This window comes from Streptococcus sp. 714 (assembly GCF_013277115.1).
Taxonomy (GTDB): Bacteria; Bacillota; Bacilli; order Lactobacillales; family Streptococcaceae; genus Streptococcus.
In genome coordinates this window covers 1-15,395 of the sequence record NZ_VMMH01000019.1, presented here as the reverse complement: position 1 = coordinate 15,395, position 15,395 = coordinate 1, and the positions used below count along the sequence as shown (strand labels likewise).

16 protein-coding genes are annotated in these 15,395 nt (G+C 41.2%); all 16 read left to right on the top strand.

Features of this window, described 5'->3' with window-relative positions:
* The coding region (locus HT718_RS09750; protein WP_173268074.1) for an LPXTG cell wall anchor domain-containing protein at window positions 1-462 on the top strand (462 nt) is incomplete at its 5' end.
* A 3-nt stretch (window positions 463-465) separates the two neighbouring features.
* A complete protein-coding gene (locus HT718_RS07595; protein WP_173268073.1) occupies window positions 466-822 on the top strand; it encodes a hypothetical protein in 357 nt (118 codons plus the stop codon).
* Window positions 823-832: 10 nt separating this feature from the next.
* Entirely contained in the window at window positions 833-1,921 is a 1,089-nt protein-coding gene (locus tag HT718_RS07590) for a DUF6287 domain-containing protein (RefSeq protein WP_173268072.1), read from the top strand.
* A gap of 16 nt (window positions 1,922-1,937) precedes the next feature.
* A complete protein-coding gene (locus HT718_RS07585) occupies window positions 1,938-2,954 on the top strand; it encodes a cell wall-binding protein (protein ID WP_173268071.1) in 1,017 nt (338 codons plus the stop codon).
* A gap of 31 nt (window positions 2,955-2,985) precedes the next feature.
* Complete coding sequence (locus HT718_RS07580; RefSeq protein WP_173268070.1) at window positions 2,986-4,236, top strand: hypothetical protein; 1,251 nt, start codon at window positions 2,986-2,988, stop codon at window positions 4,234-4,236.
* A 109-nt stretch (window positions 4,237-4,345) separates the two neighbouring features.
* On the top strand, window positions 4,346-4,756 hold the full coding sequence (locus tag HT718_RS07575) for a GNAT family N-acetyltransferase (protein WP_000273900.1): 411 nt from the start codon (window positions 4,346-4,348) through the stop codon (window positions 4,754-4,756).
* Between the two features lie 415 nt (window positions 4,757-5,171).
* Entirely contained in the window at window positions 5,172-6,632 is a 1,461-nt protein-coding gene (locus HT718_RS07570) for a nicotinate phosphoribosyltransferase (RefSeq protein WP_173268069.1), read from the top strand.
* Window positions 6,629-7,453, top strand: a complete 825-nt coding sequence (gene nadE / locus HT718_RS07565) for an ammonia-dependent NAD(+) synthetase (protein ID WP_173268068.1) — start codon at window positions 6,629-6,631, stop codon at window positions 7,451-7,453. Before HT718_RS07570 ends, nadE begins: the two co-directional genes overlap by 4 nt.
* A gap of 346 nt (window positions 7,454-7,799) precedes the next feature.
* Window positions 7,800-8,348 carry a GNAT family N-acetyltransferase gene (locus HT718_RS07560; protein ID WP_173268067.1) on the top strand — a complete coding sequence of 183 codons (549 nt, stop codon included), beginning with the start codon at window positions 7,800-7,802 and terminating at the stop codon, window positions 8,346-8,348.
* 165 nt (window positions 8,349-8,513) lie between these two features.
* Entirely contained in the window at window positions 8,514-9,224 is a 711-nt protein-coding gene (gene ccdA2, locus HT718_RS07555; RefSeq protein ID WP_173268066.1) for a thiol-disulfide oxidoreductase-associated membrane protein CcdA2, read from the top strand.
* 13 nt (window positions 9,225-9,237) lie between these two features.
* The gene (locus tag HT718_RS07550) at window positions 9,238-9,801 is read left to right on the top strand and encodes a redoxin family protein (protein WP_173268065.1); all 564 of its coding nucleotides are present in this window, start codon (window positions 9,238-9,240) and stop codon (window positions 9,799-9,801) included.
* A 9-nt stretch (window positions 9,802-9,810) separates the two neighbouring features.
* Window positions 9,811-10,923, top strand: a complete 1,113-nt coding sequence (gene msrB, locus HT718_RS07545; protein ID WP_173268064.1) for a peptide-methionine (R)-S-oxide reductase MsrB — start codon at window positions 9,811-9,813, stop codon at window positions 10,921-10,923.
* Window positions 10,924-11,211: 288 nt separating this feature from the next.
* Complete coding sequence (locus tag HT718_RS07540; protein WP_173268063.1) at window positions 11,212-11,949, top strand: response regulator transcription factor; 738 nt, start codon at window positions 11,212-11,214, stop codon at window positions 11,947-11,949.
* A complete protein-coding gene (locus HT718_RS07535; RefSeq protein WP_173268062.1) occupies window positions 11,946-13,637 on the top strand; it encodes a sensor histidine kinase in 1,692 nt (563 codons plus the stop codon). Before HT718_RS07540 ends, HT718_RS07535 begins: the two co-directional genes overlap by 4 nt.
* Before the next feature lie 114 nt (window positions 13,638-13,751).
* Window positions 13,752-14,315, top strand: coding sequence for a TIGR01440 family protein (locus HT718_RS07530; protein ID WP_173268061.1), 564 nt, complete (start codon window positions 13,752-13,754; stop codon window positions 14,313-14,315).
* A 2-nt stretch (window positions 14,316-14,317) separates the two neighbouring features.
* Window positions 14,318-15,395, top strand: a 1,078-nt coding sequence (locus HT718_RS07525) for a G5 domain-containing protein (RefSeq protein ID WP_173268060.1), incomplete at its 3' end; no start/stop codon positions are given.

Here is a 15,395-nt window from a genome sequence, read left to right as displayed (position 1 = left end):
GGCAAAGAGCCAGGCAAAGAACCAGGTAAAGAACCAGGCAAAGAACCAGGTAAAGAACCAGGCAAAGAGCCAGGCAAAGAACCAGGTAAAGAACCAGGCAAAGAACCAGGTCAAGAGCCAGGCAAAGAACCAGGTAAAGAGCCAGGCAAAGAACCAGGTCAAGAGCCAGGCAAAGAACCAGACAAAGAACCAGACAAAGAACCAGGAAAAGAGCCGAGTCAAGAACCAGGCAAAGAGCCAAGTCAAGAACCGGGCCAAGAGCCAGGTCAAGCTGACAACCAAGATGTGAAACCTGTAGTGCCAGCACCAAGCTACCAAGCACCAGCAGTTCTATCTCTAACACAAGAAGAAGCCGGACAAAAAGCATTACCTAATACTGGAAGTCAAGTGAGCCTACTAGCTTTATTAGGATATGGCTTCTTGGCAGGATTAGGAATTGTTTTAAAGAAAAAAGAGGGATAAACATTGAAAAAGAAAGTTGCATTTGTATTATCGCTAGTAACGATCCTATTGCTTTTGGTGGCCTGTTCATCAGCAGATGGAACTTATGTCTATCAAGGTAGCATGCCATTTATGGAAGAAGTAACCGTGACTATCCAAATCAAGGGTGACAAGGGCCAAGTTCATACCAGAGGAAAAACGATTGGTTTCCTAACAGAGGGCCAGCAAACAGAGCAGACAGATGAGATGAAGGTCAACCAGAAAGAAAAGACCTTTGAATTGTCTTCAATGAAACTAGGTTATGAGATCAAAGGTGGAGAGTTGACCATTACTTCAGATCCGACTGGTATACTGGCTGGCAAATCTTTTAAAAAGAAATAAAGGAGGTATTATGTCCCCAAAAAGCATTTTAAGTGGCTTGTTATTGGCTGGCTCAGTCATTTTATTAGCAGCCTGTGGTCAACAGGCTAGTCAGACGAGTGGGGGAGAGTCAACTGACGCTACAGTCCAAACCAGTGCTTCAGAAGATAAAAAAGCTGAACAACCAAAGATTGATTACCATGTGGCTTATCAAAATGTTTTGGAATCTTATAAAGAGAGGGTTAAGACAGCACAGGCTAAACAAATGCCTCAGTCTTCCTCAGATGATAAAGAGGAGTCTTATATTAATTCCATTTTATTTGATTATGATGGAAGAGATATCGCTTATACTTTTTATGATATCAATAAGGATGGGAAAAAGGAATTACTGATTAAGCAAGATAAGATTTTACTTGGAATTTATTATCTAACTGATCAAGGAACTCTGCTAGTGAAGTCTGGTGGAGTAGCTGGAAGAGGTGGAGAACGTCGTATACTTATTCCTTATGAGAACGGTGCGATTTCTTATCTAAATTTCAATTCTCCTAGACCGGAGGCAATTGCTAAAACCTATTTCTTTGCAGATGGCCGTTACCAGGAAGCCAGCTCAGTTAACTATGATTTGAGAGAAACCAAGGATCCTTCAAGTCTGCAAGGGCTAGATGGGATTAAAAAGATTGATTTGGAAGGCTTGAACTGGTTGATTTTTGATGATGCTTCAGCTAGTCGTCCCTTTATTGACCTAGAGGAGCAAGCCAAGGGACCTGGTGCTCATCTGGCTGAGATTTACCAGAAAAACTTCAGCAGTATCAAAGGAACTTGGAAGAATAACAAGGGTGGCGAAGTCACTTTTGATGAGCATGGATTTACAAACGGAGATGAAGTAACACCGGCTCCACCTAGAATTGTAAATAATATGGCAAAATTTGGAATCGGATTTAGTGGTGGCGGTGGTGCGTCGGTTATACTTATTCCAAAAGGAGTTGTGCATCCAGATATAAATGTAGGTGATACCACTTTCAAAGATGCGTCTGACAGTAGCAAGGATCGTTTGTTACTTACTCAAAGTGTGGATACAGTGTCCAATCCAAACGAATTTTATTATAAGGTTAGTGAATAAAAAGGAGAAATAGAAGATGAAACTAAAACATGTATTGACAGGATCAGTAATGGGGTTGAGCCTCGTAACAGCAGGAGTTATCACAACAAGTGTACTCCCTACAAGCAGTGTAGAAGCTGCAGAATACCGTAAGATTTATGCGGATGTAACTGCCCAGATGGGACTAGATGGAAAATTATACTTGGAAATTGTTGGAGAACGTCCTGATGTAACTGTTGCAACTGGCCAGTATAAGGCTGTTGAAATTTTAGAAGCAAACACAGGACGGGTGGTAAATCCAAATACTTTCATTGTTATTAATCCAGTTACAAATGGGGAAGCTAAGAAAAATGTTGGTAGAGCAAAGTTGAATTTATCTTTTCTAAATGGGAACCCTTACCCAGATGGAACCTATCTAGTTTCATTTAAGGATTTGACACTTTCTCATGAGTCAGGTTACTTTACTTTAGTTGGAGCAATTAAATTGACCATTAAAGATGGAGAATTTGTTAAATACGAAAAAGTTAACTTAAAGCCAACATCAACACCAACATCTGATCCAAAAATTCCAGAACAACCAAGTGGAAAGAATGGTTGGGTAGGTCGTTCTTACTACCAAAATGGCCAAAAGGTTATCAGCAAATGGATCTATGATTCACAATATAAGTCTTATTTCTATTTGAATGCTGCTGGTGACTATGTTGAAAATGCTTGGGTAGGGAACTACTATCTCAAATCAGGTGGCTACATGGCTAAGAGTGAATGGATTTATGATGGCAACTACGGTTCTTACTATTACTTGACATCAGAAGGAAGCTATGCGCGTAATGCTTGGTCAGGAAGTTACTACCTCAAGTCAAATGGTAAGATGGCTAAGAGAGAGTGGATTTATGACAATAACTACAAATCATATTACTATTTGACATCAGAAGGAAGCTACGCTCGTAACAAATGGGTAGGAGATTATTACCTTAAATCAGATGGTAAAATGGCTGTTAGCGAACGTACACCAGATGGTTACCGTGTAGATGGATCTGGTAAATGGATCAAATAATTCCATTTTGGTTATACAAAGGAGATTTTAAGTGGAAGAGTTGGAAAATAAGGTAAACGAAGAGACTTCAAATAACACAGAAGTTTCGGAGCAAGAGACAAGCGTTAAGCAGGAAAGTGAACATGCCAATCCTGTAGCTCCTGTCCCAAGTCAGTTAGGATTTGTGGATAAGGTAAAACACATCATTGAGACACGACGTAAGGAAACTCTTGGTGTACTGATTGCTCTTGGACTTACTATTATTGCTTTTGTAGGTTATAACTTTTATCAAGGGCAACCTAAAAGTTTAGCAAAAGAAGTTAGGGTTGAATTTTCAGGTTATTCAGAGTCAGGAACCTTGACCTATAATGAAGAAGTGATTGCGGCTATGGTTAAGGAACTATCCTACAAAAAGGCTGGCTTTAATAAGGAACAAGCTCAAGCCCTTGCCCAGAATGATCCTGTAGCCTTATCAGCCTTGGCAACCAATCCACAATTAGCCTCAAAGGCTTCTCTAGCTAAGGCTATGATTAGTAGTGTCCGCTACGAGTTTGATAAGAAAAGTGAGTTAAAAAATGGGGATGAAGTGACTTTCACAGTCACAACGACTTCGCAAAACTCACCTGTTAAAGCTGAAAAGAAATCATTTAAGGTTGAAACACTGAAGGAATATGAAAAAGTTTCAAAAGAAGAACTCTTAAAACTAACTCCTTTAAGTTTTGAAGGTTTCAATGGCTATGGTCGAGTTTCTATTCCTAAAACAAAAGATGAGGAAGATATCTTCACTATTGATGGTAATTCTGATGCCAATGATTTGAAAAATGGAGATAACATCAAACTTGTGGTTCGTGACTACTATTTGACAAAATTGAAAAAAGAAGGGAAAGTACCTGCAGAAAAGAGTTTTGAAGTTCCAGTTTCAGGCCTAAAAGAGGTCAGTGAAATTAAGGAATTAAAGGATATTCTTAAGAAAATTGATGACCACAGTAAGTCTGAAAACAAGAATAATTCTTCATCTTCTTATACCCTAGAACCACAAGGAACATTCTTAGGAGTATTTTCATCAAGTAACAGTGCTTATGAAAATGTAATTGTTATAAGTATTCTCTATAAGGTCACTGAGACCAAATCTGATGGATCTAAAGATACTAATTATAAAGATTATAGTTATGCTGCAGGAGTCAAAAAAGATGGCAGTGTAGATATGGATAAGCTAGAGAAAGCCCAGTTTAATACTACGACAGATTTAGAAGGGTTGAAGTCCTATTTATCGAATTATAAATTAAAAGAATATAAGCAGTGATAGTATTAAATTTGAAACTCATCAACTCAGATTGGTGGGTTTTTGCTAATTTGACAGTCTATTGAAATAAGGCTATAATCAAGCTGTATCAGTTTTCGAGGAGGTTTGGATGTACTTTAGATTGGAAAATAAGGAATCCCAGAAGGCGCAAGAAATAGGGAATTTGATTCGTGCTTATAACCGTTCCAAAAGAGAAGAGGCTGAGAGTGAGCCATTGAATCTTTATGTTGAAGATGAAAAAGGCAATCTTCTGGCAGGCTTGGTAGCTGAGACTTTCGGAAATTGGCTAGAAATCGAGTATTTATTTGTAAAAGAGGAACTGAGAGGGCTAGGAATCGGTTCAAGACTATTGCAGCAAGCAGAAACTGAAGCTAAGAATCGAAACTGTCGTTTTGCTTTTGTCAATACCTACCAGTTTCAAGCTCCAGATTTTTATAAAAGGCATGGCTACAAGGAAGTCTTTACCTTACAAGATTATCCCTACATTGGGCAAAGATATTATTACCAAAAGGATTTGTAAGGAGAATATGAAGGTATAATACAAAGAGAGACTCACACATAAGTTAAGTAGAGGTTATAACCTATAAATTGTATCTTTTTAGACGATATTGAGGACAATACAACATTAGATGTGAAATCCTACGATGCTGTAGATGTTTTGAAAAAATTGAATAAGCAGAAACTCTCTATCATTTAGGTGGTAGAGAGTTTTTGTTAATAAAATTTTACAAAATGACATTTATATATTGCATTAAGTTTTGGCGAATGGGCTCAGAAAAAGTTTGAACAAGATATGGATGAACTGGAGAGTGGTGAATAGCTTGTTGCTCTTTTCTCAATACAGCTAAAATGTGATATAATAGTACTAATTTATTGGAATATGTGAAAGTTCTTGAAAATTTTCATGAGTTTCTAGCTAAGGAAGTAGGAAAAGTATGTATCCAGATGATAGTTTGACATTGCACACGGACTTGTACCAGATTAACATGATGCAGGTTTACTTTGACCAAGGGATTCACAATAAAAAGGCGGTCTTTGAGGTTTATTTCCGCCAACAGCCTTTTAAGAATGGTTATGCAGTTTTTGCTGGTTTGGAAAGGATTGTGAAGTATCTTGAAGATTTGCGCTTTTCAGATAGTGATATCGACTACTTAGAGTCGCTTGGCTATCATGGGGCATTCTTGGACTATCTCCGCAATTTCAAGTTGGAGTTGACCGTTCGTTCTGCCCAAGAAGGGGACTTGGTCTTTGCTAATGAACCGATTGTACAGGTGGAAGGCCCTCTAGCTCAATGTCAGTTGGTCGAAACGGCTCTTTTGAATATCGTCAATTACCAGACATTGGTGGCGACTAAGGCAGCTCGTATTCGTTCAGTCATTGAAGATGAGCCTTTGATGGAGTTTGGGACACGTCGGGCTCAAGAGATGGATGCGGCCATCTGGGGAACACGCGCAGCGGTGATTGGTGGTGCCAATGGAACTAGCAACGTGCGTGCTGGTAAACTCTTTGACATTCCTGTCTTGGGGACCCATGCCCATGCTTTGGTGCAGGTTTATGGCAATGACTATGAGGCTTTCAAGGCTTATGCTGCGACCCACAAAAATTGTGTCTTTCTTGTGGATACCTATGACACCCTTCGCATCGGTGTACCAGCTGCCATTCAGGTTGCGCGTGAACTTGGTGACAAGATTAATTTCCTTGGTGTCCGTATTGACTCTGGAGACATTGCCTATATTTCTAAAAAAGTTCGTCAACAACTGGACGAGGCAGGATTTACTGATGCTAAGATTTATGCATCAAATGACCTTGATGAAAATACCATCCTTAACCTCAAAATGCAACACGCTAAGATTGATGTTTGGGGAGTAGGTACTAAGCTGATTACAGCATATGACCAACCAGCTCTTGGGGCGGTTTATAAGATTGTTGCGATCGAAGATGAAAATGGTAATATGCGTAATACCATTAAGCTGTCTAATAATGCGGAAAAAGTGTCGACGCCAGGTAAGAAGCAGGTGTGGCGCATTACCAGTCGTGAAAAAGGCAAGTCAGAAGGAGACTATATCACTTATGATGGCGTAGATGTTGCCAGCATGACAGAAATCAAGATGTTCCATCCGACTTATACCTACATCAAGAAGACCGTTCGTAATTTTGACGCTGTTCCTCTCTTGGTGGATATCTTCAAAGACGGGAAATTGATTTACAACTTACCTAGCTTGACTGAGATTCAGGATTATGCTCGTAAGGAATTTGACAAGCTTTGGGATGAGTACAAGCGTGTACTCAATCCGCAGCACTATCCAGTGGATTTGGCGCGTGATGTATGGCAAGACAAGATGGACTTGATAGACAAAATGCGCAAGGAAGCCCTCGGCGAAGGAGAAGAAGAATGAGTTTGCAAGAGACTATTATTCAGCAACTGGGTGTCAAACAAGTGATTGATGCCCAGGAAGAAATCCGTCGTTCCATTGATTTCTTAAAGAGATACCTGAAAAAACACCACTTTCTTAAAACCTTTGTACTAGGGATTTCTGGAGGACAAGACTCAACCTTGGCAGGGCGTTTAGCTCAATTAGCTATGGAAGAACTGCGAGCAGAGACAGGAGATGACAGCTACAAATTTATCGCTGTCCGTCTGCCATACGGAGTACAAGCCGATGAAGCAGATGCTCAAAAAGCCCTAGCATTTATCCAGCCAGATGTCAGCTTGGTAGTTAATATCAAGGAATCAGCTGATGCTATGACAGCTGCAGTTGAAGCGACAGGCAGTTCTGTCTCAGACTTCAACAAGGGCAATATCAAGGCTCGTTGCCGTATGATTGCCCAATATGCCCTTGCAGGTTCCCATAGCGGAGCGGTCATTGGAACAGACCACGCTGCGGAAAATATCACAGGTTTCTTTACCAAGTTTGGTGACGGTGGTGCGGATATTTTACCCCTTTTCCGCCTCAATAAACGCCAGGGAAAACAACTTTTGAAGGAACTTGGTGCAGACCCAGCCCTCTATGAAAAAATCCCAACGGCAGACCTAGAAGAAGACAAACCAGGCCTGGCTGACGAAGTAGCCCTCGGAGTCACTTATGAAGAGATTGATGACTACCTAGAAGGCAAAACAATCAGCCCAGAAGCACAAGCAAGAATCGAAAACTGGTGGCATAAAGGCCAACACAAACGCCACCTACCAATCACCGTATTTGATGACTTTTGGGAGTAAAAACCTCCAGTGGAGGTTTTCAGCCTCTCGCCTTGAAATAAAAAAGTGAGAGTAGGTTCGGTAACTCACAGAGTTCGATTTCGTCGTCTCACCCCCGAAACGATGTCTAGGTTTGAAAAAGCTTGCTAGAGCGCATTGCAAACCAGACAGCGACTGCGTCAAGGGATTAGATGAAAAACTCGTTTTCTAGCTGTTGCTGAGTTTAGTCCTTTTACCCCGAGCATGGAAACAAGTAAGCGAGGAGGTCCAGTGGGCCTTTTTAGCGTATTACCTTGAAATTCAACAGCAAAACAAGTTTCAATGAAGATTGTACAGAGAATCATCCATCAGAAAGTGAGGCGACATAATGAAAGCAATCGGTACGCAAATCTTGCAGACAGACCGTTTGATTTTAAGAAGATTTGTGGAGAGTGATGCAGAAGCCATGTTTCAAAATTGGGCTTCGTCTGCTGAGAATCTAACCTACGTTACTTGGGATCCCCATTCTGATGTCGATGTGACTCGAAATTCGATTCGTAACTGGGTTGCCTCCTATACAAATCCCAACTATTACAAATGGGCTATTTGTCTCAAAGAAAATCCTGAGCAAGTGATAGGAGATATCAGCATCGTTGAAATGGATGAGAACGATTCTTCTTGTGAAATTGGCTATGTGCTAGGCAAGAAATACTGGGGTCATGGTATGATGACAGAGGCCTTAAAAGCTGTCTTGGACTTTTGTTTTATTCAAGCAGGTTTTCAAAATGTCAGAGCTCGATATGCCAGTCTCAACCCAGCTTCAGGTCGTGTCATGGAGAAGGCTGGAATGTCCTATCAAAAGACTATTACCAATGGTGTAGAGAGAAAAGGCTATCTTGCGGACCTTATTTATTATCAGATAAGTAGGGAAGACTAGTGAATTTTCTTTTCTGTTTTCATCTAAGTCAGACTGTGTCTGGCTTTTTTTGTAAGATTTCTAAATAACCTGATTAAATTCCTATTTTTCCCTATCATTGTCCCTGTTTTTTCTGGAGTTTTGGAGCTATAATAGTCCTATCAAATCAAAGAATGGAGGAAGGCAATGGATAATATAATCTTTTTTATCAGTGTTTTTATTGCTGGAATTCTTTCCTTCTTTTCTCCTTGTATTTTACCCTTGTTACCGGTCTATGCAGGGGTCTTACTGGATGACAAAGATAGTTCTCAGACTTCTAGTGGCAAATTTTCAATCTCAGTTGTCAGTTTATTGCGAACTCTGGCCTTTATAGTGGGTATTTCTTTTATCTTTATCTTACTGGGATATGGTGCTGGTTTTTTAGGAGACCTTTTGTATGCCTCTTGGTTTCAGTATGTGACGGGTGCGGTTATCATTCTCTTGGGCTTGCACCAGATGGAAGTCTTACATTTGAAGGGACTCTACAAGGAAAGAAGGCTACAATTAAAGAGACAGGGGCAAAAGGATAACGGCTATAGTCAGGCATTTTTACTGGGGTTGACCTTTAGTTTTGCTTGGACGCCTTGTGTGGGGCCGGTTCTTGGTTCTGTTTTGGCCTTGGCGGCTTCAGGTGGTTCAGGTGCTTGGCAGGGAGCTGGTCTCATGTTGATTTACACGCTGGGTTTGGCGCTACCATTTTTGGTTCTAGCTCTAGCCTCCAGCTATGTTTTGAAACATTTTCGAAAACTCCATCCTTATCTCGGAACACTCAAAAAAGTGGGTGGTTTCCTCATTATCGTGATGGGAATCTTGGTGCTTTTGGGAAATGCTTCCATTTTGACTACATTATTTGAATAGAGAGGAAGAAGAAATGAAAAAATGGCAAACATGTCTCCTTGGAGTCGGATCAATCTGTTGTTTGGCAGCCTGCTCTGCTAAAAATATGTCAGACGAAGCTACTATGAAGGAGCAAACAAAAACAGAACAAGTCAGTTCGCAAACTGCGACTAAAGGTCAGGCGGTTGCTGATTTTGAATTGACAGGAGTAGATGGCAAGACCTACCGCTTGTCTGATTATAAGGGTAAGAAAGTCTATCTCAAATTCTGGGCCTCTTGGTGTTCCATCTGTCTAGCCAGCCTTCCAGATACGGATGAAATTGCTAAGGATGCTGGTGATGATTATGTGGTCTTGACAGTGGTGTCTCCTGGACATAAGGGGGAACAAGCAGAAGCAGACTTTAAGAATTGGTACAAGGGCTTGGATTATAAAAATATTCCAGTTCTAATTGATCCATCAGGTAAACTCTTGGAAAGTTATGGTGTCCGTTCTTACCCAACCCAAGCCTTTATAGACAAGGAAGGCAAACTGGTCAAAACACAACCAGGTTTTATGGATAAGGATATGATTTTAAAGACATTGAAAGAAATGGGGTAGAGAAAGGTCATGAATGATAAAGTAAAATTGTTTGTCTTGGCAGGGATTTTTTTCCTAGCCATAAGCGGTTTCTATTTTCTATTAATGCGAAATGCAGGGCAGACAGATAGCTCGCAAATTGAGAAAGCATCAGTTAGCCAAGGAGGAAAAACAGTGAAAAAAACAGAAATTAGTAAAGATGCAGATTTGCACGAAATTTATCTAGCTGGGGGATGTTTCTGGGGAGTGGAGGAATACTTCTCACGTGTGTCTGGAGTGACAGATGCCGTTTCAGGCTATGCGAACGGTAGAGGGGAAACAACCAAGTACGAATTGATTAACCAAACAGGTCATGCAGAGACTGTCCATGTTATTTATGATGCCAAACAAATTTCCCTCAAAGAAATCCTGCTTCATTACTTCCGCATTATCAATCCAACCAGCAAAAATAAACAAGGAAATGATGTGGGTACCCAGTATCGTACCGGTGTTTATTACACAGATGACAAGGATTTGGAAGTAATCAACCAAGTCTTTGATGAGGTGGCTAAGAAATACGACCAACCTCTAGCAGTTGAAAAGGAGCCCTTAAAGAATTTTGTAGTGGCGGAGGATTACCACCAAGACTATCTCAAGAAAAATCCAAATGGCTACTGTCATATCAATGTCAATCAGGCTGCCTATCCCGTCATCGATGCCAGCAAATATCCTAAACCAAGCGATGAAGAATTGAAAAAGACCTTGTCACCTGAGGAGTATGCAGTTACCCAGAAAAATCAAACAGAACGAGCTTTTTCAAACCGCTACTGGGATAAATTTGAATCCGGTATCTATGTGGATGTAGCAACTGGCGAACCCCTCTTCTCATCAAAGGACAAATTTGAGTCTGGTTGTGGTTGGCCTAGTTTTACCCAACCCATCAGTCCAGATGTTGCCACCTACAAAGAAGACAAGTCTTACAATATGACACGCATGGAAGTGCGGAGCCGAGTTGGAGATTCTCACCTTGGTCATGTCTTTACAGATGGGCCTCAGGACAAGGGGGGCTTACGCTACTGTATCAATAGCCTTTCTATCCGCTTTATTCCTAAAGACCAAATGGCAGAAAAAGGCTATGCTTATTTACTAGATTATGTCGATTAATACTCTTCGAAAATCAAATCAAATTAAAACCACGTCAGCGTCGCTTTACCGTGGGTAGGGTTGAGACTGGGCAAAAACTCAATTTGAGGAGAAAATAAAGCAAATTTTCTAATTTAAAAGCCTTTTTGCTCAGTATCTCTATCTACAACCTAAAAGCAGTGCTTTGAGCAAACTGCGGCTAACTTCCTAGTTTTCTTTTTGATTTTCATTGAGTATAAGAGGGATTTCCTAAGCAGTTAGAGGAGAATTTTGCTATACTGATACTAGTAAGTGACAAAGGAGCAGAGCATGACCTACACAATCTTAATCGTAGAAGATGAATATCTGGTAAGACAAGGCTTGACCAAGCTGGTCAATGTAGCGGCCTACGATATGGAAATCATCGGTCAAGCTGAAAATGGAAGGCAGGCTTGGGACTTGATACAAAAGCAGGTGCCAGATATCATTTTAACCGATATCAACATGCCTCAGCTGAATGGCATCCAGTTGGCTAGACTAGTCCGAGAAACCCATCCTCAGGTTCACCTAGTTTTTTTAACAGGTTACGATGATTTTGATTATGCCTTGTCTGCTGTCAAACTTGGTGTAGATGACTACCTACTCAAGCCCTTTTCTCGTCAGGATATTGAGGATATGTTAGGGGAAATCAAGCAAAAGTTGGACAAGGAAGAAAAGGAAGAGCAGTTACAAGATTTATTGACTGATAAGTTTGAGGGAAATATTGCTCAGAAGATTCAGTCCCATCTGGCTGACAGTCAGTTTAGTTTAAAGTCTTTGGCCAGTGACTTGGGCTTTAGTCCTACCTATCTGAGTTCTTTGATTAAGAAAGAGTTGGGCTTGCCTTTTCAGGATTATCTGGTACGAGAGCGTGTCAAACAAGCCAAACTCTTACTTCTAACCACAGATTTAAAGATTTATGAGATAGCTGAAAAGGTTGGATTTGAAGATATGAACTACTTTACCCAACGTTTTAAACAGATTGCAGGTGTGACTCCTCGTCAGTTTAAGAAGGGAGAAGGTCGATGAAGCGTTCTTCTCTACTAGTCAGAATGGTTATTTCCATCTTTCTGGTTTTTCTCATTCTCCTAGCTCTGGTTGGGACTTTCTACTATCAATCGAGTTCATCAGCTATTGAGGCCACTATTGAGGGCAATAGTCAAACGACTATCAGCCAGACTAGTCACTTTATTCAGTCTTATATAAAAAAATTAGAAACAACCTCGACCAGTTTGACCCAGCAGATGGATCTCTTAGCCTATGCTGAGAATCCTAGCCAAGACAAGGTCAAGGGAATTCGAGATCTATTTTTGACTATCTTGAAGGCAGACCAGGACTTGAAAACGGTGGTACTGGTCACCAAGTCAGGTCAGGTTATTTCTACAGATGACAGTGTACAAATGAAAACCTCATCAGATATGATGGCTGAGGATTGGTACCAAAAGGCCATTCATCAGGGAGCCATGCCTGTTTTGACTCCAGCTCGTAAATCAGACAGTCAGTGGGTTATTTCTGTTACTCAAGAACTTGTCGATGCAAAGGGAGCCAATCTTGGCGTGCTTCGCTTGGATATTTCCTACGAAACTCTAGAAGCCTATCTCAACCAACTCCAGTTGGGTCAGCAGGGCTTTGCCTTTATCATCAATGAAAACCATGAATTTGTCTACCATCCTCAACATACAGTTTATAGCTCGTCTAGCGAAATGGAGGCTATGAAACCTTACATTGAGACAGGGCAGGGTTATACTCCAGACCACAAATCCTACGTCAGTCAGGAACAGATTGCTGGAACTGATTGGACGGTTATAGGAGTGTCTTCGCTGGAAAAGTTAGACCAGGTTCGGAGTCAGCTCTTGTGGACCTTGCTTGGGGCTAGTGTCACATCTCTTCTTGCCTGTCTCTGCTTGGTGTGGTTCAGTCTCAAGCGTTGGATTGCTCCTTTGAAGAATTTGAGAGAAACCATGCTGAAAATTTCCTCTGGTACTCAGAATCTTCGTGCCAAGGAAACTGGTGCATATGAATTGAGAGAAGTGACTCGTCAGTTCAATGCTATGTTGGATCAGATTGATCAGTTGATGGCAGATGTGCGCAGGCAGGAAGAAGCGACCCGTCAGTATGAACTTCAAGCCTTGTCGAGCCAGATTAACCCCCATTTCCTCTACAATACTTTGGACACCATCATTTGGATGGCTGAATTTCAGGATAGTCAGCGAGTGGTGCAGGTGACAAAGTCTTTGGCAACCTATTTCCGCTTGGCACTTAATCAAGGCAAGGATTTGATTTGCCTGTCTGATGAAATCAATCATGTTCGCCAGTATCTCTTTATACAGAAACAACGCTATGGAGATAAACTGGAATACGAGATTGAGGAAAATCCTGCCTTTGATAATCTAGTCTTGCCTAAGCTGGTCCTACAACCCCTTGTAGAAAATGCTCTTTACCATGGCATTAAGGAAAAGGAAGGTCAGGGCCATATTAAACTTTCTGTCCAGAAACAGGATTCAGGATTGGTCATCCGTATTGAGGATGATGGAGTTGGCTTCCAAGATGCTGGCGATAGTAGTCAAAGTCAACTCAAACGTGGGGGAGTCGGTCTTCAAAATGTTGACCAACGGCTCAAACTTCATTTTGGAGAAGATTACCAGATGAAGATTGATTCTACACCCGACAAAGGAACGACGGTTGAAATATACATAAATAGAATAGAAACTAGCTAACTCCCGGTCAATTCTGGGAGTTTTATGCGTAATTGAGAAAGCTTTCTAGTTTGTCTATCTTGCTAAAAACAAGAAAAAACGATATGATAGATAATGACAAAAGAGGTATCAAGTATGAAGGAAAAAGATATTCAGAGAGAAACAAGCCAGATTGTAAAAGATGTATTAGAAAAGGCCAATTTGAAGCAAGGATCTATCTTTGTTTTGGGCCTTTCTTCTAGTGAAGTGATAGGTGGTCAGATTGGCAAGGAATCCAGTCAAGAAATTGGCGAAATCATTGTGAAGACCATCCTAGACATCTTAGAGGAAAAAGGAATTCATCTAGCTGTTCAAGGCTGTGAACATGTCAATCGGGCCCTCGTTGTTGAACGTCAGGTGGCAGAGCAGTTTGGCCTGGAAATCGTTAGTGTCCTTCCGACTCTTCATGCAGGAGGTTCGGGTCAATTGGCAGCCTTCAAGTTTATGCAGGATCCAGTTGAGGTTGAATTTATCACGGCCCATGCTGGATTGGATATCGGAGACACTGCAATTGGCATGCATGTTAAGCATGTTCAGGTTCCGATTCGCCCTCTTTTGAGAGAGATTGGTCATGCCCACGTAACGGCGCTGGCTAGTCGTCCAAAATTAATCGGAGGTGCGCGTGCGCACTATCCGCAAGATTCTATTAGAAAGTCGTGAAAATGAGAAAAACAAAACAGCAACTAGAAAAAATCACAAAATATTCGATTCGTAAGCTAACTGTTGGGGTAGGTCCTGTAGCCATCGGGGCCTTCCTTTTTGGTGCTAGTCCCCTTTCAGTAGATAAGGTTCAGGCCAATGAAGTTGGTGGTGCTCATAGCGTTCATTACCGTTATTTGGCAGAGCAGGAATTGACTGAGTCTGAAAAAGCCCTGATTCACCATGAAGTTCCTACAGAATTTCAAGATGAGGATATTCTTTATGTAGTTTATCGCAAGAAGGCAACTAACAGTCAACAACTTCCTTACACAGGAAGTAAGGAACTAGCTTTGGCAGGTCTTGGCTTGGCAACGGCTTCGCTAGCAGTCTTTTTGGTGTCCAAAAAAGGTCGTAGAGAGGTTTTAGGTGTTCTCTTGATTGGTTCTTTAGGAGCCAGCACCTTTGTACCTTATGGGACATTTGCATTTGAAAATAAGGAATTGCTTTCTTATAACCAAACTATTTCAGCCTCTACACATGAAGGCTTGGCTGAAGGAATTATTCATATTGATGGCTATGAGTACATTGGATACTTCAAGGAAGCAGAACTCCATCCATCAAGATCAGCTTCAGCTGAACAGTCTCAGTTGCCAGTAGAAAAGCAAAGTTCAAAAGAAATCGAGAAAAACGAAGACGTTCAAGAAAGACCTGCTGTCATTCCAGAAACTGTCATCGAAAAACCTGTAGTAGAGAATCCAGTTGCTCCTGCAGTTGAAGAAAAACCAGTTTCTGAGAAGCCTCAGTCTAGACAGGAAGAGAGCTTGGTTGAGATTCCTTTTGAAACGATCACAAGCCCAGATGCTAATTTAGCAGAAGGACAGACTCGTATCGTCACAGCTGGAGTCAATGGTCAGCGTCGCCTTGTAACCAAAGTTTCGATGGTCAATGGTCAAGAAGTTAGAGAAGTCATTGAAGACCAAGTAGTCCAAAATCCTGTGTCGCAAGTTATTGCAGTCGGAACTAAGAAAGAGGTACAACCTGCCCCAACTCCAGTACCGCAACCTGAACCAAGCCATCAAGTAGCTAAAGGAACTCAAGAGG

Coding starts and splice junctions, on each gene's coding strand:
- HT718_RS07590 (WP_173268072.1), top strand. CDS start 833: ATGTCCCCAAAAAGCATTTTAAGTGGCTTGTTATTGGCTGGCTCAGTC.
- HT718_RS07585 (WP_173268071.1), top strand. CDS start 1,938: ATGAAACTAAAACATGTATTGACAGGATCAGTAATGGGGTTGAGCCTC.
- HT718_RS07575 (WP_000273900.1), top strand. CDS start 4,346: ATGTACTTTAGATTGGAAAATAAGGAATCCCAGAAGGCGCAAGAAATA.
- HT718_RS07570 (WP_173268069.1), top strand. CDS start 5,172: ATGTATCCAGATGATAGTTTGACATTGCACACGGACTTGTACCAGATT.
- nadE (WP_173268068.1), top strand. CDS start 6,629: ATGAGTTTGCAAGAGACTATTATTCAGCAACTGGGTGTCAAACAAGTG.
- HT718_RS07560 (WP_173268067.1), top strand. CDS start 7,800: ATGAAAGCAATCGGTACGCAAATCTTGCAGACAGACCGTTTGATTTTA.
- ccdA2 (WP_173268066.1), top strand. CDS start 8,514: ATGGATAATATAATCTTTTTTATCAGTGTTTTTATTGCTGGAATTCTT.
- HT718_RS07550 (WP_173268065.1), top strand. CDS start 9,238: ATGAAAAAATGGCAAACATGTCTCCTTGGAGTCGGATCAATCTGTTGT.
- msrB (WP_173268064.1), top strand. CDS start 9,811: ATGAATGATAAAGTAAAATTGTTTGTCTTGGCAGGGATTTTTTTCCTA.
- HT718_RS07540 (WP_173268063.1), top strand. CDS start 11,212: ATGACCTACACAATCTTAATCGTAGAAGATGAATATCTGGTAAGACAA.
- HT718_RS07535 (WP_173268062.1), top strand. CDS start 11,946: ATGAAGCGTTCTTCTCTACTAGTCAGAATGGTTATTTCCATCTTTCTG.
- HT718_RS07530 (WP_173268061.1), top strand. CDS start 13,752: ATGAAGGAAAAAGATATTCAGAGAGAAACAAGCCAGATTGTAAAAGAT.